Raw genomic sequence first — 20,461 nt, 5'->3', positions numbered from 1 at the left:
ATTAAGCTTATACTATTTTAGCTTAAATCGGGCGCTAAATCTGCCCCATCTTTGTAATCTTTCGCTTCGCACGCTGCGGCGCTTTACGGCAGCCGCACTGCCACTACTGCAGCCATTTCCCGGGTTACCGCAGCTGCCGGATCAAAGGCGCCGTTATAACCGCTCATATAGCCCAGCTGCGATACAGTGCGGACAGCGGACAGCGCATAGCTGCTGATCCGGCTTTCGTCCGTAAAGGCACCGGCTGTGCCGCTGCTGTCCAGCTTAAAGGCTCTCATGATCATGACCGCCATATCCTGACGGGTAATATAGCCGTCAGGATTGAAGACAGTATCGCTAACACCTGAGATGATTCCCAGCTCCTTCGCCTTCAGCACCGTTCCGTAATACCACGAGCCGGCCTTTACATCACTGAATACAGAAGCTGCCGGGGAATCCGCCGGAGCTTCGCCTGCCAGTCTTAACAGCAGTGCCGCGAATTCTGCACGGGTGATCTTCTGCTTGGGAGCAAAGACCAGCTCTGTCTCACTGACACCCTTCATCAGTCCCTGGCTATAAGCTGCTTGTACGGAAGCTAGAGCCCAGGCAGAAATTTGATTCTCATCGGCAAATCTGGCTTCGTTCACTGCCGCCGGTGTAATGCTGAACAGCTTGTCATCACCTGCCAGGAACCTGCTGTAGGCTGACAATGCCAGCAGTGCCTGTTCAGTAGCCAGTCCGTTGCCCTGCTGCCCTGCAGCATGGGCATAGCTGCCGTCTGCCTGTCTAAATGAAGCCAGATGGCTCAGCAGTCCGCCCTTTTCTTTTACAAAACGGACATCTCCCGGACCTATGCCGGCACTGCTGAGGGCAATGATGACCTGTGCGGTGCTTTCACTGTTTTCAGTACCTGAAGCCTTATAGCCTCCATTCTCCTGCTGCTGCTGTGACAGCCAGGCAACCGCCTTTTCCAGGGCAGCCTGAACTGTCTTCTGCTGCGTATGGGCGGAGAGCGCCGTGACAGCCATCGCTGTCAGGTCTACATCCTCGGTTCCCCCGGCAGTCAGCGGGAAGCCGCCGTCCTTGCTCTGCAGCTCCAGGATGGAAGCAATCAGACGTTCCTTGGTCCACAGCGCATTTGCAGGCACCTGATAGGAGCCGCTGTCCAGGGCAATCAGGCCAAAAATCAATCCGTTACTGCCCTGGCCCGCCATATTGCCGCTGTTATAAATCTTCTCGATCAGATTATATCCGCCGATATTCTGCGGATCTGCCCCGGCTGCAGCCGCAGCCAGCACCAGTCGCTCATAGTCCGTTACCTTGCGGAATTCACCGTTGCTTGCAGCAAGCTGCTCCTTCACAGCGTCCAGATAGCTTGCCGGTACAGCATGGCCGGTACGGGCCAGGCCAATTGCCTGCCAGTCGCTCAGCTCCTCTGCTGCTGCCACCGTTTTAGCTGTAGCTGTAATATCTGCGTCCAGCTGGTCACGCTGCGGTTCATACTTACTGCGGTCTACGACTGCATATGTTGTGAAGTGGCTGATTTTACCGGTAATGACCCCTGTTTTGGCATTAAGCACTGCCGGAACAGGAATCCAGTTGCCGGTATTCTCGTTCAGCCACGCCAGTGCCAGATTCGCCTGATTGGCTGTCGTGACCGGGAGTTGAATCAGCAGATCTACTTCATTCAGGAACTTCGTACCGTCAGGCTGGAAATCATACATTCCGGATACCACTTCTGGCCGGCTTGCAGGCAGCTCCTGGACAATAATCTCAACCGTACTGGACACCGAGCCTGCCGGAAGCTGCAGCTGGACTTCACCGGCGCTGTCCTTCAGTACAGACGCTGCACCCGGAGTTACATTCTGCCGGAAGGTGGCTACATTGGCGGTGAGCAGCTTTTGAAGCGCTGCTGCCTCTTCCGCTGTCATCAGGGTGCCGGTTACGGCTGTCGTCTGGCCGGCCTGCTGAAGCGGAAGCATATTGTCTGCAGTGATTTTAACACCGCTAACTCCTGCTCCTGCTCCGCTACCCAAGCCGCCGGATGCCCCGAGTTCGTTGATATAATACCAAGCCACATTATCGCCATTGCTTAGCCTGTAGCTTGCTGCACTATAATTCGGCTCCGTGCCGTTAACAGAATACTTCCAGCCGCTCTCTGGCCCGCGGGCTCTTTCAGCCAGCCCGTCGATGGATTCAACATAGATATCACTGCCCGTTCCTCTGCCCACCACTTTGCTTCCAAGCTGGCGGACCAGCAGGCTGTACGCTGTCTCGCCTTCGTTCAGCGTTACAGTTGTACTGGAGAGGATCGTGCCTTTCAGGCTATCCCCTGTTACGGAAATAGTCGCCGTGGCCGGCTGAGGAACCGTGGCCGGAGGCGCAATCGTCAACACCTGTGTATAACGGACGATGCCTGGCAGCTGGCCTTCAGCATATCCCGTTACAGCCAGTGTATGTGTACCGGAAGGCAGGCCTTGTCCGAAAGCAGCTACCCCCTCAGCGTTTGTTACAGCTGTAACTCCACCGGCGCTGACCTGGACCCCTGCAGCCTTAGAAACAAGCAGATCAGGTACAGGGTTCGCACCCCAGATTTGTGCGATCTTTTCAACCTTGACCGTGAACGCTTCACCCTGCTTAGGCTGTGCAGGCGTAACCGCCACTGAATCAACAAGCTGTGTACTGCTGCCGCCGTAATAGATCAGCACCTTGTCTGACGCCTGTAGTACAAAATCGTTCATTCCGGTTTCAGGATAGATCCATTTACCGCCGCGGGATACGGCAAAGCTCCAATATCCGTCTTTGTGGTAAACTCCGCCTTCAATCCCGCCGATTCCCTGAACGAAAATGCCGTACTGGGAATCGGTGGCCTGCAGCGCAATGCTGCGGGAAGCCGTCAGCTGCTGCAGCGCATCATAAGCGTTGAACGCATCCAGCGTACCTTCGGCTAGAACCCCCTGCGGCCCTTCAATCGCCAGGCTGGCTGTAACATTTCCCGGTGCTACCTTCAGGGACTCTGCGTAGCGGGCAACCTTTGGGACAGCCCCCTTGACGTAGCCGGTTACTGTCAGCGTATGAATTTTGGCAGGCAGACCCTGCTCAAAAGCAGCCGTGCCGCTGCTGTCCGTTGTTACAGTTATGCCGCCCGCTGTTACTTGTACACCAGCAGCAGGTGATTCTGCCGGACTATTGCTGTCCCAATCCCATTTAGCCTGCTTCACTTTAACCGTAAAGGCCTCATCCGGCTTTGGCTGTTCCGGAGTTACAGTTACCGTATTTATTATTTGTGTATCTGCTCCTGCAAAGTAAATGAGAACCTGGTCAGACTGCTGGAGCTCATAGGCTCCCATGCCTACAGCCGGGTAAATCCACACCCCACTGCGTTTGACTGCAAAATTCCAGTAGCCGCCATAGGTCCCGCTCTCTATTCCGTCTATGCCGGATACATAAGGACCATAAGCAGAATCCGTAAGCTTGAGCGGTATGTCCTGATTTGCTGTAAGCTTCTTCAATGCTGCCAGCACATTAGCGGCTTTTACCGTCCCTTCTGCTACTGGGCCTTCCGGCCCTTCGACCGTCATATGAGCAGATACATTGCCTGAAACTACGGTTACACCCTGTGTGTATTTAACAATCGCCGGAGCCTGACCTTCAGCATAGCCGGTAACGGTCAGTGTATAGTTCCCTTCTGCCAGTCCTTCTTTAAAGACCGCTACCCCGTTCTGATCCGTAACCGCCTTTTGGCCGCCGATTGTGACCTCGACCCCGGCAGCTTTTGAAGTCACCGGATTTGAAGTAGAGGCAGCACTATCCCAGATCCATGTAATCTGTGAAACAGTAACGTCAAAAGCCTCATCTTCTGCAGGCTGAGCTTTGGACAAAATCACTGATTCAACAAGCTGGGTTTTAGCACCCCCATAATAAACGACAACCCGGTCTGAGCTCTTGAGACTGAAAGCCTTCATGCCTACATCCGGGTACAGCCACTGTCCCCCTCTGACTACAGCATAGCTCCAGCCATCCCAGCCTCCGAACATGCCCGCAGCCACATTGCCGATTGCCGTAACATAATTTCCTGAAGGGTTCTTAAGTGCCAGTCCGTTCTGGGCTGCCACCTTCTCCAGCGCTTCAAGGGCATTGCCTGCATAAGCATTGCCTTGCCCCAGTGTTCCCTGCGGCCCTTCGATTACAAGCGGTACATAGACCAGCGGATTCTGCGTTGCCGGTTTAGTAAAATCATACAGCTTGCCGTTATTGCCGCCGCTGAACAGATTGTAGGCAGCCAGCGCCTGCAGCCCTTGTTCTGTGGCAAACGCATTGGCGGCGCCCGCCGATTCATGGGCAAAGCCGCCTCCGGCTCTGAAGAAGCTCAGCAGTCCTGAGATCAGATCGCCTTCTGCTTTAGTAAACTCAGCGCCTGCCGGATCTATACCGTAGGAAGTCAGTCCAATGATAGACTGTGCGGCATATTCACTGTTGTCGCCGTATCCGCCTTTACTGTCCTGTGCAGCGGATAACCAGGCTACCGCCTTCTGTCCGGCAGTCGCTACTGCCGGGTCATTCTGGTGGGCAGCAAGTGCCGTTAAAGCCATAGCGGTCATATCCGGGATGCTTGCACCTAAGGATAGGGCGAAGCCGCCATCGGCATTCTGCTTGGCCAGAATCTCGCTTAACAGCGCACTCTTGCTCCATTTGGCATCGCCCGGAATAGTATAATTTCCGGAATCCAGCGCAAGCAGCGCATATACCGGGGCGTTCAGCGTCTGTCCGCTGATGCGATCGCTGTTATAAATTTTCTCGATCAGATTATAGCCGGCGGAGGAGCCGTTGCCGGCAAAGCTCTCCGGATCCGCACCTACAGCCTTCACGGCAAGTGCAATCCGCGCATAATCCGTCACGTTGGCAAAGCTGCCGTTGACATCATTAACCCGCTGCTCAAGCTTCTGTACATAGCTGTCAGGCACATCATAGCCGGCCTGGGCCAGTCCAATGGCCTGCCATTCCGATAATGCTTCACCGCTGCCAAGAATATACTCGGCAGTTTTGTATGTCGCTTCTTTTACAGTAACCTGCTGATTTGCCGTCGCTGCCGCCAGCGTACTCAGCAGTTCTGAGGAGGAATCCTCCGCTGCATACACAGCATCCGTTACACTTGCCGCTCCTTGAACCGCCGAAGCATCCGCTGCGGCATAGCTTTGGCCGGAAGGGACAACAGCCCCCCCGATAATCGAGATGACCAGCAATAAAGCCAGGCTGAGTCTCAGGAACCTGGCAGAGAATTTCTTTTTCATCGTTACCCTCTTTTCTGTTAATAGAATGATTGGCGGAAACACACAGCCTGAAAACCTTAACCCAACATAAAAACCGCCCTTATTAAGGGCGGCCGGGAAGAATACAAATTAACGGCTGGACAGCTGCGAGCTAAGCTTGCTGATTACAAGCGCATGCAAGCGAGTGTACCTACTGCAAGGCACACCAATGCCCGGAGCCGCAGTTCATCTGCATATGTTCCGCATTCTTACCCCACGAAGAAGTGAAACGTCTGTGAAAAAGGCAGGTCTCCTGGCTTATGCCTCATCGCTTCCCCCCTTGCCTTCCCGCCCTCATAACAGCCGGACAGTGGCGCAACAGCAGGAGTCGCTCTGCATTTACAGTGGCGGGACCGCACCGGATTTGCACCGGCCTTCCCTATTAAGCGGTTCTATGAAACAAAAGAACGCGCACCCTTTTCAATAGCTTATTAAATTTTAATATTCATAATCATAGCTAGTATTTCCCTCTATGTCTATAGAAAAGCTGTTACAATCTCATTCCATCCTATGTCAACTGTGCGGTAGGAGAAACGGCGTAAGGAAGCAGATTCTCTCCTGTCTGACATACGCGTGCGTAAGAAACTCTTGCCCGTGCAGACTATGCCACTCCGACTCAGGTCTCCAAGCACATACTAATTACTCAACCCCCTGCCGCGCAAACCAAACCATCTCTCCCATCACCCTACTCCTGCTCAGCCACCCATCCGCCACACGCACATTACTCAACCCCTGCCGCGCAAACCAATCCATCTCTCCCATCAACCTACTCCTGCTCAGCCACCCATCCGCCACACGCACATTACTCAAACAATTTGCCGTACAAACCAATCCATCTCTCCGATCAGCCTACTCCTGCTCAACCACCCATCCGCCACACGCACATTACTCAAACAACCTGCCGCGCAAACCAATCCATCTTTCCCATCACCCTACTCCTGCTCAACCACCCATCCGCCACACGCACATTACTCAAACAACCTGCCGCGCAAACCAATCCATCTCTTCCATCACCCTACTCCTGCTCAACCACTCATCCACCACACGCTCATTATTCAAACAACCTGCCGCGCAAACAAATCCATCTCCCGCATCCTACAACAACTCTTCACTCCGAACAGACACATTGGAATTTAGTTTGAAAAAGGTAACCTAATTCCGCCAAAATCTCTATTTAAGTGTAATTAGGTGGAAAATAGATACTTAATTCGCTGGTTATACGCACATTTCCGATAATCGCCTGGATTAGGTGACGAAAATCCACTTAATTCTATTCATCGCATGTTTTAGCAGAGATTAGGTGTCTAAAATCCACTTAATTGTAAATTGGTAGCCGCTAAAGAGTCGGTAAAGCACCTGTCCAGCCAGCTGCAGAAAAAAATCCTGAACGTACCCGCGCCGTCATCCGGCCACTTGTACTGTTCAGGATCTTGTTCGTTTGTTTCATTAGTTAGTCTGGGACTAATAGGCGTTACTCCGTTCCGGCATTGCTATCTGCATCTGCACCGTTTGAGCCAGCTGCGTCTGCGTTAGCTCCACCAGTCACATTGTTGCCGCCGGCATTATTGCCAGTACCGCCGGCACCTGCCGAAGCATCAGGTGTTGCTCCGGCTGTAGCGGCAGGCTGCACCGCTGGAGCAAAGGATGCTCCAGCCTCCGGATCAGACTGTATAATCAGCTTGTACTCACCGGCGGTAATCATGCTGCCGGCAGCAAGTGTTGCGCTCTGCTCCAGGTCAACGATGACCTGGTACTGCGCAGCGTCCGGCTTGCCGGCTGACGGCGGGGAGGAGACGGACTGATCTCCGTCCCCTGCCCCAGCACTGCCGCCTGCATTACCAGCCGCACCTCCGGTCGTTCCGCCACCTGCATTCCCGGCTGCATCATCGGACGTTCCGCCACCTGCATTCCCGGCTGCATCATCGGACGTCCCGCCGCCCGCATTCCCAGCCGCATCTCCGGTCGTTCCGCCGCCCGCGTTCCCGGCTGCATCATCGGACGTTCCGCCGACTGCATTCCCGGCTGCATCACCGGACATTCCGCCGCCTGCATTACCAGCCGCATCATCGGACGTTCCGCCGCCTGCATTCCCGGCTGCATCATCGGACGTTCCACCGCCTGCATTCCCGGCTGCATCGCTGGACGTTCCGCCGCCCACATTCCCGGCCGCGCCTCCGTCCGTTCCGCCGTCCGCGTTCCCGGCATCGTCACCGTCTCCCGGTTCCGGCGAAGCTACCAGGCAGCTCGCCGTCGTCGCAACAACCTCATAGGTGTCCGTAACCTTGTCCCCGGACATGAGCCCAATCTCCTCGGGCTTAAAGGCTGAGCACTCGGCAGCACCCTCAAAAGAGAACACCAGCCGGGTGCCGGCCGCGCCGCCGCTGCCTAGCGCTACCGTAACCGCGCCGTCCCCTGCGCCAATCTCCGGCTGTGCCGGGTCCGGCCGCAGCAGACTGACCGCAATCATTACCACGATGATCACGAGCCCCAGAATGGAGCCGCTGATCAGGAGCTGAAATCGGCTGCGGCTGACCCACCGCGCCAGCGGTGAAGCCAGCTTGCCGCGGGCTTCATTATATACATTCTGCAGCGCCGGTCCTGCGGCGGCTGCATAGCTTTTGCGGAAATCCCGGCTTTTGAAGGCTTCACGGTCTTTGTTCATGAAATACTTCAGAATGGCCCGTTTATATCCCGGCCACAGCTTTTTATTCGAGACTGTGAACAGCCAGCTGCCCTGCGACCAGTCAAAGAAACGGTACACCGTCTCTTTATCTCCACCCGCCTTACGTACGACCAGCTCCAGCAGCGCATCATAATCCAGCGGCCCGTCCTCGCGCTCACTGATATGATAGAAAGCCAGCGGCAGGCGCTCAAAAGGCTCAGCACTGCCCGTCTCCTTCAGCCAGCGCCGTCCGAGCAGCTGAACATCGTCCAGCTCACGCGGGGCAAGTCCGGCAAAAATCCCCTCATCCGGCTTCTCCTCGCCAAACCAGCGGTAGGCAGCCCGAAGGGCGTTGGCCTTGCGTCTGCTGATGGAATCCAGCGGCGGCTGCCAGTCCTCGGAGTCACGGTAGCGCAGGAATGAAATATCCAGCAGCTGCTCCAGCGTCAGCCTGTCCAAATCTACACGGCTCAGCAGGAAACGGTCAGCTGCCTCCGCCAGCTCCAGCAGCAGCGACATTGCCTCCGGATAGAGGCCGCTGCCTCTGCGCCGCTCTTTTTCCGCCTTTTCTACAAAATCATGGGCAGCTGCCACGGCAGCCACGGGATTCCTGTCCCCGGCCAGCTTCTCAAGCAGATACTCCTTAATCATGTCCCGGGCAAAGTCCTGCTGCAGCACCTCCGGCAAAAAGCGCCCCCAATGGAACACAAAGCGCAGCACATCCCTGGAGTCAGCCGCAGCAGCCAGCCGGGATTCCATATAAGGCTCCAGCAGCTGTCTGCGGAATACAGGCTGGCCCAGTACTTTTTTGAAAAATGCTGCACTCAGCCCGTCATTGCTCTCGATTATGCCATAAGCCGCAGCCAGTACATCCTCACGCCCTGCAGCCGGACAGTTCAGCATGCCGTTGATGAAAAAGTCGACGATTTTGCCGCGATAGTTATGACCCTCCAGCACAAAATACTCCTTGAACTGTTCAAGCACTTCAGGCTGGGGAATCCCGCGCTGCCGGATAGCATCATACTCACGGTCGAAGCGCTCCAGGAACAGATCATTCAGCCGCACCCGCGACTCCAATGCTCCCTGGGGCTTCAGGTAGGACAACAGACCGCTGAGCACAGCGGTTTTATTGTCCGTGTACGCCTGCTCCTCCCCCTGCTCAATCTCATAAAAGACCGCCAGCTCGTTATATACCGCCAGCTGCAGCTTACGCTCCGGCCCTTCACCTGTCAGGAGGGAATCGGCAAAACGGGCATAATCCTCCATGCTGCCCTTCCGGTTAAGCATCTTCCAGACAAGCTCGGCAAAGGGCTGGCGCGTACCGCCAAAATCAGTATTCAACATCCGGCCCGAGGCCAGATCGAACACATAATCCTTCTCGATATTGCGGTCCCCGGGACGCAGCGAGCCTTTTTCCACAAAGGTCAGATGGATATATTTGCGGCTCTGCGGCTCATTCGCATACGTAATGACGCCCAGCCGGCGGCGGAAATCATATGGCAGCACACTGAACAGGACCTCCGTCAGCTCTGCGGCACGCCGCGACACCTCGCTGATCGGCACATCAAGCGCAATGTAGATTTTTTTCTTCCCGGCTACGGAGAGCATAACCGCCTGCAGCAGGGCCTTGAACGTTTCTTCGGTAAAACCGAGCGTGCGCAGCACCGTCAGCGGGTCAGGCCGGCTTTCGCGCTGCCGCACAGGGATATGGTCCAGCTCCGGCAATGTTCCCCCTGGCTCCCCTTCATGACTGACGGCAAAGTCTGCATGCAGCCAGTCCCCGTAATGCTTCACAATTTCCTCCGAGCGGATCGGCGGCACAATAAAGTTATGGGCGAAAAAAGCGCTCCGCTGCCCCGTAAAATCAGCCGCCAGATAGCGGCTCTGCCCAATTACGGTATCGTTCGTCTCCGTATGGAACAAATGCAGCGCAGGTGGATAAACCTCCTCATTCTTCTCGCCGCGTGCCGAAAGCTCAGCCGGAGCATCGTAGACGCAGAAGGGGTGGAGGATTTTTTTGACAAAATTATTATCCAGACTGTCCGATTTCGCTACCGTATCGAAGCCCTCGGTTGTCCGGTAAACCCCGCGCCGCTCGCGGGTATACATCTGCTGGGTGATGCCGGACCCTGAAAATCTGTTCACGGCCCGTCGCTCCCCTCAATATAATTCAGCTTATGCAGCAGCCAGATAAACGGCTCGTCCACACGGATCGGGCTGACCACACCCTCTATCCTCTGATTGACCGGATTGCTGCCCAGCGCAGACACGGCGAAATACCCCGTATTGGCAAAATAAACATCCATCGTATCCTTGAACGGGCGGTCCACCTTCTCGATGAAACGGCGGATTTCCCCGTCGATGTTATGATACTCGTCAAGATTTAATGTTTTGCGGTGCACATAGTTATTAAAAACATTGCTGTTCGACTTGATATAATCGCCGTCCTCATCCTTGAGCGAGTGCAGCATATCGCTTTTGGTCAGCACGACCGCTGTCGGGATGGAGGTTTTGCTCTTCTCCTGATAGGCGATAAAATCGCCGAACATCGTCAGCACCACATCGCGCGGCTCATCATACTGTGATACCCACTCGCCGGGCTTGTCGCCGTAGTTGATGCGGATCTTCTCGCGGATGGAGCGGATCTGCAGCGGATCGACCATGAACAGGATGCCGGCGGAGTTTTTGATATGCTGGCCGTGCAGACCGAGGTAATCCTGGTCCACCATGCCTTCGCCGGCAACATCAAAGAATACCAGTGTCAACGGCGGCTTGCTCTCATCCTTGAAGACGAACTGGAAGATGAACGGCTCCTGCATTTTTTCCTTCTGGGTCGAAGCCAGCAGATCGCCGCGCTCAAACAGCGGTTCTTCATACAGTGTGCGGAACTTGCGGCTGATCTCGGCATTCAGCGGCATGCAGGCTGCGTCAAAATGCCCCGCCGTCGTATGCTGCAGCGTATGGATCAGCGAGGTCATATACACCGACTTCCCTACCTGGGAAGCGCCGATGATGGAGATAATATTGCTTGGCACCTTGCCCGCGGTCACAGGCAGCTCATTATGACAGGCCGGGCAGAGCCGTCTGCGCGTCAGCACCCCGTAGCGGTCGGTTAGACCGGTGAGTACATGGTCCGTGTAATGATGGTATTCTTCCGGAATGTCCGCCGGATTCAGAATGGCTTCCATGTCGTCCACCGTATCAAGCCCGAAGCGCTCACGGTACTTGTTGAGGGCGTCATCCTCGCCCAGCGCGTAATTCTCATCATCCTCGCGGCTGTGCATGGCCCGGAAAACGACTTCCTCCGGCTCAAATTTCGTGAAGCAGTAAGGGCACACAATATCATAAAAAAGCGGCCGCGGCTGCGGCTGGTTTTTCTTCATAAAGCGGCTGAAAAAAGACATTTCTTGTCCTCCCAACGTTTTGTCGTTGTCTGAGCGTTACTTTTCTGTTGGTCTTGATGCATAAAGCAGACTTATTCCGGTACCAGCTCATAATATTGTCCGTATTTACGGCCATCGGTGAAAAAAATCCGCACGAAGTCCTCTTTGCCGATTTCGATCGGCGGCAGCGCGTTCCGTCCGGCGGCAAAATCCTGCACGAACGGGAACAGCACGCCGTCCTCTCTGGATGACGGATGTCCGCCTCTTTTTTTGACATAGCAGAGTACATCCTTCGGCACCGGCACTTCGGCGGTAATCGTCATATGTACTGTTTTTTGCTTGCCGAATATCGTTTTTTTCTGGCTGACGGAATAATATATTCTGGCCTTGCCGGCACTGACTGTAACCTCATTGGAACGGTCCGCCTGCCTGATGAGCAGCGTCTCGCCGTTCTCGTTAATCCGGGCATATATGGTATAGACCACCAGGCCGATATCATCCATTCGGTCCCGGTAGCCGTTGTTCGCTTTGTATTCCTCGCGGGTGTACAGCTTCATGCCGGAAGGCGGAAGCTCCCCGCGTTCCGGCCCCTCCGCTGTTTCTTTGCGGATGCAGACCGCCTGTACGCCGTCCGGCCAGCGCCATCTCAGCGTACAGAACCGGTCCTCCACCCTGGCAGTCACGTCACTGATTGCCGCTGCAGAGTGACTTTCTTCGGCGTACCTCATGACTGTCTACTCCCTTCACTTATGGATTCCTGCTTGCTGAGAGCTTAAAAGCCCTTGCTGTTCCTGTTTCTGCGCGGCGAATGAAACCCTTCGGAGCCGGAGGCTGCCGCAGCCGCGTCCCTTCTTCCCCGGCGGGACAGCCGTCCTTCGCCGACCGGGATCACATAGGTAAAGAGTGAAATAATAGCCGCCAGCACCAGTACCGCGCTCAGCCGCACCAGCATATCGCCGGCGGAATGGCCGTCTAGCCCGAATTCCAGAATCAGACCGGCGCACAGGCCGGCTGCCCAGCCGCCGATGCCGAAGCTTTTGGCCAGATGCCGGTTATCAAAAATAATGCCAAGCCCGATCCCAAGCGCCGTACCCACCAGCATCAGCGCCAGAATCCGCACAACTGCATAATAAGGACTGTCTGCTGTAGCATCGCTGCGTTCTGTCAGCAGAGTACGGTCGCCCAGTCGGTCGTAAATCTGCTGGAACACATCCCCCAGACGGCCGGCATCGGTAACATCGTAGTACTGCCCGCCGGTTGCCGCTGCAATATCCTGCAGCAGACTGGAGCCGGACGGGTCATTCAGCGCAAGCCCGATGGTATTCACGGCGATACCGCGGCTTCTATACTCATTTAGCTCGGTAGCTGTATTAAATTGGCTGAAGCCGTCAGACAGCAGGATGACCATGGCCCCGCGGCTGGTCCCGCTGTCCGTATTAATCACGTTCATGGCTTCACTAAGCGCCCCGCTGATATTTGTGCCGCCTTCAGTTGTCTGCAGGTTATTAATAACCTCCGACACCTTTTCACGGTTTTCGGTGCTCCGCAGTGAGATCAGCGGCTGGACAACTGCAGCCTCCTGGCTGAAGGTGACTACAGCCACCTGATTATCGGTATCCATCTGCTGCACCAGTGCCTGCGCAGCGGCATACCGGCTGTTATCCGGGTCACTCTGCTGCATGCTGCCTGAGTCATCGATGACCATAACGACATTCTTGACCGTTTTGATGCCGCCGAAGTTCAGCTCATACACAAACTCCATCAGAGTGCCGACTCCGAACAGTATAACTACAGTCAAGGGCAGCAGCTTCCACGACAGCCCCAGATAACGCTGCTTCCACGATAAGCCGTTCAATCGCGGGGAGATCATCTCCGCCAGCAATGCCCCCAGTCCAATGCCAAGCGCCACTATCGCAAAATAGATACCGACAATTAATATGGACGGCAGGTCATACGGCCTGCTGCCCAGCAGCAGCTCCCCCAGCACAAAAGCTATGCCGCCGCCAAGCAGGCTGAAACACAATAAAAGCAGATTGATTTTCCGCTGCATCCATCCTCATCCTTTCAGGAACAAACTTATAATATATTTATACTATTGCCGGAGCACAGCCAGCCTGTCATCCTCTTGGACGTGTGTTCCCTGGCGAAATAGGCGGCGGAATAACTCCTTTGCTGCTAATAACTGACGTATTGGCCGTTTCGGCTGAATTCAGAGGCATTTTTGCCTCTCATTCCGGCCGTTTGCCCGTTTCGGCTGGAATCAAAGGCATTTTTGCCTTTCATTTCGGCCGTTTGCCCGTTTCGGCTGGAATCAAAGGCATTTTTGCCTTTCATTCCGGCCGTTTGCCCGTTTCGGCTGGAGTCAAAGGCATTTTTGCCTCTCATTCCGACCGTTTGCCCGTTTCGGCTGAATTCAGAGGCATTTTTGCCTCTCATTCCGGCCGTTTGCCCGTTTCGGCTGGAATCAAAGGCATTTTTGCCTCTCATTCCGGCCTTTTGACCGTTTCGGCTCGTATCGGCTGAATTCAGAGGCATTTTTGCCTCTCATTCCGGCCTTTTGCTCGTATCGGCTGGAATCAAGGGCATTTTTGCCTCTCATTTCGGCCGTTTGCCCGGTTCGGCTGGAATCAAAGGCATTTTTGCCTTTCATTTCGGCCGTTTGCCTTTGACTCAACAGTCCGGAGTATACTGGGGCTAGCTGCAGCATCTTAGACTGAAGTTTCGACAATTTGCTTTCTGGCAACTTAGCGCCACAGCCACCGATTAATGGATACCTTAACCTATATAATTAAAACAGAACAAACCACCTTTTTAATTCAGTGATTCAGCATTTCAGCATTTCAGCATTTCAGCACTCGGCATTCGGCATTCAACATTCGGCATTCAGCATTTCAGCATCAGCATCCAGCATTCGGCATTTCAGCATTTCAGCATTTCAGCATTCAGCATTCAGCATTCAGCATTCAGCATTTAGCATTCGGCATTTAGCATTCAGAATTCGGCATTCGGCATTCGGTATTCAGTATTCAGCATTTCAACATTCGGCATTTCAGCACCTTAGCCTTTAATGCCCTTAATACTTCAGCATGCTTAGCACCTCGGCACCACACCTTTAGCGCAACAGTTCCACAACGCAGCAGCACCTCAGCGGTCTGCCTTAGTGGCAGCCTTGCCCAGCCTCATTACTGATATTACTCATATTACTCAACTATCATCTAAGCTCAGGCAGTTGTTCCTCATCCACACCGTGCAGCTTATAGCCGTTCTGGACATAGGTTTCATAGTAAACCTTGCCGTTGCGGTAGTAGAGCAGGTCCTCCAGATGGAAGCCGCCCATCAGGTTGAGCTTCTCCACGCCGCTTCTGCGCTGCTCGTGGACAACGCCCAGGCGGTAGATACGGGTCGTGCTGTCAGCGTTCAACGCGTAGCGCAGAAATTCGGAGCCGCTGTCGCCGAAGAAGTATTTCTCCTCATGGCGGTGCTCCTGCGTATATTCGAACAGGCGGACGTTGATGGCTGCACCGTCTTCAAGACCCAGATAGAGCTGCTTGAACAGCTCTTCCCTGGACACAATCTCCCGGTTCTCGTACGCCGCTGCAACATTGGCCCGCCGCAGCAGCTCTTCCTCGAAGGGGAGGGTAAACGGTGCAGCTGTAAGCAGCTCTCTCCTGCACACTTCGATCAGGCGCCGGACAACCGCCGGACCGCCCTGGCGCAGCAGCTCCGAGATGCTGCCCATGAAGCGGTCGCTGAAGAAGATGCCCTGACCCCGCCGGGTTTCAATATCCAGCATGACCTCTGCGGTCACGGTGCGGTAGTATTCCATGATATTCTGGTCCACCGCTTCACCGGATCGTCCGATGCTGGACAGCGCAAGGCTGCGCAGCTCTTCTTCCAGCGCCTGCATCGTCTGCACCTTGGCTCTGCTCTCTGCATGCAGCTGCTCGAGCGCAGCGTCATAGCGGAGCGCGATACCCAGCTCCAGCTTCAGCCTGAGAATCTCGTATTTCCTACTATATATACTCTCAAACAAATAATGAATGAAATTACGCACGGTCCGCTTGTCGAGCAGCGGCACCCGCTGGAACGGCTGGCGCTCCACGCTCTGCGCGTAGAGCTGCTCCAGCTCCTCCTCGGCGCTAGCCAGCGCCGAGCGCAAACCGCCCATGTGCTGACGCAGCGCGTTCAGCACACTGCCCCCGGCCTCGCCCTGCTCGGCCGTCCACTCCGCCAGCTGATAGAACGTCACTGGCGGAGCGGCCTGCTCCTGAGCCGCCAGTACGGCGGCCCATTCGCGAGCAGGGTCAAGAGCCGCAGCACGCGCAGCGGATACATCCGCAAAGTTGCTGCGGAAATACGCCTCACCGCCGTCGCCGAACAGCAAAGCCTCCGCCTCGCGCAGCGAGAGCGGCTTCAGCTCGCTGTAGGACGGACGGCCGTGGCTCATCAGCCCGGTCATTTCGGCGATGCCCGCCTCATCGGGCAGGAGACCCGCTGCCCGCTCACGCAGCGCTTCCGGCGTCAGTCCAAGCAGCGCCTGGCGCTCGCGCAGGCTCAAGGCACCGCCGGTCTGCAGCTTCGCGGCCAGAATATGAAAAGCATGGTACAGCACCGCCATGGCAACCGGCCTGCTAGGCCTGCGCACCGCCGAGAATCCGGCGGAGGCATAGCCCTGCCTGCCGGTGCTGCCGCGGATGCCGCTTTTGAACGTCATATTATTGTAGCCGCCGTGCCCGGAAGCCTGATCGGAGGAAGGACGCACACGGTTCTTGAGCAGGCTGATGTGCGCGATAATCTCGTAGTTATCCTCCATGCCGTTCACCGGGGTCATACCCCGCTCGTTTTTATCCGAGAGCAGGTAGACCAGATCGAACAGGGCGGAAGGTCCATGGGCTACCGGAATGGACAATCCGTCCTCCGTAACCAGAAGCGGAGCTTTGAACGTATAGTCCGGCAGCTGCATCCCGTCCAGCTCACGCAGAAAAGCCAGCCCGGCCGAGCTGGAATATCCGAAGTTATCCCCCTGCTCCCGCTCGTTGATCAGCGTGTACAGGTCGGTCTGCACCGATTTGAACGACTGGCTGAGAACCGCTCTGGCCAGCAAGGCAACCTCCGGCAGCAGCACATTAAGCGGGTCATCGACCCGCGTAATGATGGTGAGATGGATTACGTCAAAGGAAGAATACAGCCGTCCATAGTCAGCTATGCTGTTACCCATTCGGCGGAGCGTCCGGTTCATTCCCGCCAGATACCGGCCGTCCTCGTGAAACTCACGGTAGACCTCCTGGCGCACTGTACGGGGATCACGCCCTGCCGGATCCGGCAGGGACATCGTCATCACCCGTTCCCGGCTGCCGCCTGCGGACTGCTGCTCTTTAGAATCCCAGCCTGTACTCCCGGACGGCCGCTGCTCTGTACCATCCCGGCCTGCACCGCCATCCTCCATGCCTGCATACCTGCCCTGAACAGCAGCTCCGCCTGCCTCATTCCCGCCGGACTGCTCCTTGCCGCCATGCGCGCCGGCATGCAGCGCCAGCACCCCGGCGGCATTATCCCATTTCCGCTCGCAGCGCATAAGCACCGGCTCAATGGCCGGGGATACCTTGTCACCAAGGAAAAGAAACAGCGCGGGGTAATGGATGCTGCTGCGTCCATCCCCCTTGCTGTGCAGCGCCTCTTCCTGCGCCGCATATTGCTCTGCATAGACCAGTGCTTCTGTTCTAATCATAGGCTTACTTCAGCTTTCTGCGGATGCTGGCCAGCTTGCCGGTCAGGCTCTTGTAGAAGCCGTACATTTCATCGCCGTCGGCATGCTCCACCCGCTCATATTCCAGACTGTCACGCGCTTCGAGGAAGGAGACATACAGCCCCTCCAGCTTATAGAGCAGCGGGGTTACATCCTCGGCTGCAGTCATTTCTCCCGAACGGCGTGCCGCTTTGCGCAGCAGCACACTGCGGCTCTTCTCATCCAGAGCGCGGAAATGGCGGTACACTGCATATTCCACATAGCTGCGTTCCTTCATTAAGTTAGCGAACGGCTCCCAGGCATCCTCTTCTTCGTCGCGGTCGTAGACGTAGAGCGCCCCTTTTTTGACAATGGTGTCGGTATAGAGGGCTTCGATGAACTGGTCGAGCCATTTATCCTCATCGAGATGCTGGCGGAGCAGTGCATCCAGCTCAGCAGCCTTGGCTGCCAGAGCATCATATTTAACCAGCTCTTCACGCACACGGCTGATCAGCTGCGGCGAACGGATCAGATTCTCCTGAGCCAGCTCTTGATTGATGCTGCCAAAGATGTCCTTCACGGCTTCGCGCTCCAGCCCGTTCTCACGCAGCGACCGCAGCTCATCGGCTGCCTTCTTCACTTCGCCGAGGTTTGGCCGCGACGAACCAATCTGCAGGTCATAGCCGCTTAGCAGCTTATCCAGATCGAACGGCTTGCTGAAGACGACAGAGAAACGGCTGCTTGTATTTTCATCCAGCCCTTTTTCGATAATGACGCCGCTCTCCAGCGCCCGTGCAAAGTCAGCCCGGACTCTGGCATTGTACTCGCGCACACGGGCATTTACATAGGTGTCGCCCCATGATTTCTCAGGAATCGGGGACGGCAGATAGGTCCAGTTGTTCTTGTCGGTCATCACCAAATGGCGGCCGATCCCTTCCTTGTCCAGAATGGTGCGTTCGTAGTTTTCTTCATACACTCTTAGCGGAGTATAGACAAAGAGCGGCACACCGTTACGGGTGTTAAGCCAGAATATCCGGTTCTTAACCTCGCTCTCCTTAATCGTAAACTGCGATTTGCCAAGCGCGTTGTTCTGGTAATTGCGGATCCCCTTCAGGATACCCGGTGCTTTAACCGGCACAGAGACAAAGCCCCAGGACGGGAAGTGCAGACTGCCCGAGCTGTTGCTCAGATGGAAAATCGGCACCGCATCCTCATCCAGCCGCCCTGCGATGATCCGCTCCACAAATTTATCCAGCGGCTCCTCGCGGCCGTACTTCATCACCAGGAAGTCTTCCATCGAACGGGTAATCAGATCGCCGAACTTGTCGGTCAGGAACTCGGAAATGGAGCGGACGATATCAATCTCCTGCTCTCTGACCCAGCGTCCGGAATGCTTCAGCATTTCGCGGGCAAAGTCACGGATCAGGTCGTCGCCGTCCTTTTGGTCCATCAGCTTGGAGATATTCGAAGCAATATCCGGCACGTTGACGATATTCCAATAGTAGGTTTTGTTGCCCTTATGGTCAGCCTGCTCCTCACCATTCAGCAGAATATTACCGTTCTTCTCAAAAATCGTGCTCAGCGCACTCAGAATCTCTGTGAACACCCCGTAAATCCGGCTGTTTTCTTCATTCAGCAGCTCAAACAAATCCTCATAGAACTGGATCATCTGCTCCGTACGCTCAACATCGGCGTGCAGCCAGTACTCGTTGATTTTGGCTTCAATATAGGCATTCTTCTTCTTCTCTTTGGACACAAAAGCGCTCCGCGCATCGCCAAGCTTCTCCTCCGCACTGTCCTGAGCCGTCTCGATATCACGCGGCAGACGCAGCAGGCTTTCGCGCAGCGCTTCGATATAAGACTGGATCAGCTTCAGAATGCAGAAGCCCTTCTCGGTATAGAGCAGCCGCGACACATAGAACGGCCCCTGCTCCGGATGCAGGAAAATCCGCTCCAGCTCCTCGCCGAACCGTCCGGTAATTTCGCCCGGCAGCTGTTTTTTGGCCTTGATATATTCTTCACGCGCTCGGGACAGGAAGCTCTGCTCAAGCTCCGTGTCCATATCGACAACCTGATTCTTAATAACATTGGCGTGGCTCAGCCGCTCGCTGTTCTGATAGCCCGGCAGCGGTTCTGGTACGCGGGATTCAAACGTTTTGATCATCGTATCGAGGTCGATGCCCAGCTTACGTGCGAATTTCTCGACATCCTCCTGGCCCGGAGCCTGCTGGAACATCTTGTCCATTTTGTCGAACAGGCGGTAGGCCAGATAGGTGGTCATCTCTTCAATCGGCAGCACGGCCGACGAAGCCCCGATAATGTTGTATTCATAATTGGCCGGATATGCCTTGTTCATCTGCGCGATATTGGTCCGGATGTTACTGATATAGTCATGGATGGCGAATTCCTCGCCGGAGGCTTTTTCCTCGCTGGCCATAAAGTTCGTGATGTTCTCCGCTGTTACGTTCATGCAGTAGTCGTAAGCATTCTCCAGCAGCTTGCCCTCGGTATTCGTTGCGGAGATCAGATGGCACAGGTTAAATGGCGGCAAAGGTGAATTCACGGTCAAAATATTGCCGTACTGCTGGCGGAAACGCTCACCCCGGCTGTCCACATTCATCCAGTAATCCAGCTCTTTAAGCGCCGCGTAGCCGTTTTTGCGGATATACTCGCGGGTATGCTCGCTCAGGCTTTTGTTGGACAGATTGACGTCCGGTGTGAACAGGTAGCCGAGCGTGTTGACCCGGTCAATGCCCGCCGCGCCGTAATCACGTTCAATAATCCCGCGCACGATATAGGAGATATCGAGAAAAGCACCGCTGCCTGTCCCGCCGGACAGACCGGTAAGCAGGAACACCATCAGCTTTTTGTTGGTGCCGACCGACAGCGTCTTAATCTTCTTATCAATCGCGCCGACAACCTGGTTGATCTTGGTGAACAGCAGCAGGCGTCCGGCCTGGCGCACACCGGCAGCCCCGTTCATGCCATCGGTAATGCTTAGCTCCGGCGACAACCAATCGGTAATGTAGGGATCAAGGATACTGCGGTTTTGGAGCAGGCCGCCGATTTCCGCGTTCGCCAGCAGCACGAATTCATTCTGCGGATCGAGGCCGATGCCTTTGTATTTTTTGCCGCGGTCCTGTTCATTCGTTTCAAAAGCCAGAAACTCCACGTTGTCCGGCTTATCGCGCTTCTTCTTGGAAATCGGGTCCTCTGGCAGCTTAAAGCGGCGGTTAATCTGGTATTTCAGGCGCAGCAGGGCGTCAATTCCCGTCCCCCCAAGGCCGATGATCAGAATTGGATTATCAATCGTATCCACTCTGATCTTGTCACTGACGATTCCCCCGCCAAGCGATACGTCTAGCTGCTGAATATGCTCTCTTACTACCGGTTTCATAGGTTC

The 20,461-nt window shown here is 55.4% G+C and carries 8 protein-coding genes and 1 riboswitch; all 8 genes read right to left on the bottom strand.

Annotated elements, in window-relative coordinates; all coding sequences use genetic code 11:
• Positions 1-83 precede the first annotated feature (83 nt).
• The 8 genes from R70723_RS31870 to R70723_RS04145 all read right to left on the bottom strand — a co-directional run bounded on the left by R70723_RS31870 (position 84) and on the right by R70723_RS04145 (position 20,455).
• Positions 84-5,270, bottom strand: coding sequence for an S-layer homology domain-containing protein (locus R70723_RS31870; RefSeq protein WP_052421178.1), 5,187 nt, complete (start codon positions 5,268-5,270; stop codon positions 84-86).
• Positions 5,271-5,514: 244 nt separating this feature from the next.
• Positions 5,515-5,722: riboswitch (cobalamin riboswitch) on the bottom strand.
• Between the two features lie 1,037 nt (positions 5,723-6,759).
• Positions 6,760-10,095, bottom strand: coding sequence for a GAP1-N2 domain-containing protein (locus R70723_RS04175; protein ID WP_039870046.1), 3,336 nt, complete (start codon positions 10,093-10,095; stop codon positions 6,760-6,762).
• Positions 10,092-11,354: a hypothetical protein gene (locus tag R70723_RS04170; protein WP_039870045.1), complete on the bottom strand. Its 1,263-nt coding sequence runs from the start codon at positions 11,352-11,354 to the stop codon at positions 10,092-10,094. Before R70723_RS04170 ends, R70723_RS04175 begins: the two co-directional genes overlap by 4 nt.
• A 71-nt stretch (positions 11,355-11,425) precedes the next feature.
• Entirely contained in the window at positions 11,426-12,061 is a 636-nt protein-coding gene (locus R70723_RS04165) for a hypothetical protein (RefSeq protein ID WP_039870044.1), read from the bottom strand.
• A 44-nt stretch (positions 12,062-12,105) separates the two neighbouring features.
• Positions 12,106-13,383 carry a vWA domain-containing protein gene (locus R70723_RS04160; RefSeq protein WP_039870043.1) on the bottom strand — a complete coding sequence of 426 codons (1,278 nt, stop codon included), beginning with the start codon at positions 13,381-13,383 and terminating at the stop codon, positions 12,106-12,108.
• Positions 13,384-13,508: 125 nt separating this feature from the next.
• Positions 13,509-13,868 (bottom strand): hypothetical protein, encoded by a 360-nt coding sequence (locus tag R70723_RS04155; protein ID WP_039870041.1) that lies wholly within the window; start codon positions 13,866-13,868, stop codon positions 13,509-13,511.
• A 676-nt stretch (positions 13,869-14,544) separates the two neighbouring features.
• Positions 14,545-17,061 (bottom strand): transcription initiation factor TFIID, encoded by a 2,517-nt coding sequence (locus tag R70723_RS04150; protein ID WP_039870040.1) that lies wholly within the window; start codon positions 17,059-17,061, stop codon positions 14,545-14,547.
• A 4-nt stretch (positions 17,062-17,065) separates the two neighbouring features.
• The gene (locus tag R70723_RS04145) at positions 17,066-20,455 is read right to left on the bottom strand and encodes a tubulin-like doman-containing protein (protein WP_039870039.1); all 3,390 of its coding nucleotides are present in this window, start codon (positions 20,453-20,455) and stop codon (positions 17,066-17,068) included.
• Between the last annotated feature and the right edge of the window lie 6 nt (positions 20,456-20,461).

The sequence above is a fragment of the Paenibacillus sp. FSL R7-0273 genome (assembly GCF_000758625.1).
In the GTDB taxonomy this organism is placed as follows: domain Bacteria; phylum Bacillota; class Bacilli; order Paenibacillales; family Paenibacillaceae; genus Paenibacillus_AQ.
The sequence above is the reverse complement of the archived record's forward strand: the minus strand, read 5'-3'. Positions and strand labels throughout refer to the sequence as shown.

Excerpts from the sequence above, each read along its gene's own strand:
- R70723_RS04160 (WP_039870043.1), bottom strand. The coding sequence starts at position 13,383 with ATGCAGCGGAAAATCAATCTGCTTTTATTGTGTTTCAGCCTGCTTGGC.
- R70723_RS04155 (WP_039870041.1), bottom strand. The coding sequence starts at position 13,868 with ATGCCTCTGAATTCAGCCGATACGAGCCGAAACGGTCAAAAGGCCGGA.
- R70723_RS04145 (WP_039870039.1), bottom strand. The coding sequence starts at position 20,455 with ATGAAACCGGTAGTAAGAGAGCATATTCAGCAGCTAGACGTATCGCTT.
- R70723_RS31870 (WP_052421178.1), bottom strand. The coding sequence starts at position 5,270 with ATGAAAAAGAAATTCTCTGCCAGGTTCCTGAGACTCAGCCTGGCTTTA.
- R70723_RS04170 (WP_039870045.1), bottom strand. The coding sequence starts at position 11,354 with ATGTCTTTTTTCAGCCGCTTTATGAAGAAAAACCAGCCGCAGCCGCGG.
- R70723_RS04150 (WP_039870040.1), bottom strand. The coding sequence starts at position 17,061 with ATGATTAGAACAGAAGCACTGGTCTATGCAGAGCAATATGCGGCGCAG.
- R70723_RS04165 (WP_039870044.1), bottom strand. The coding sequence starts at position 12,061 with ATGAGGTACGCCGAAGAAAGTCACTCTGCAGCGGCAATCAGTGACGTG.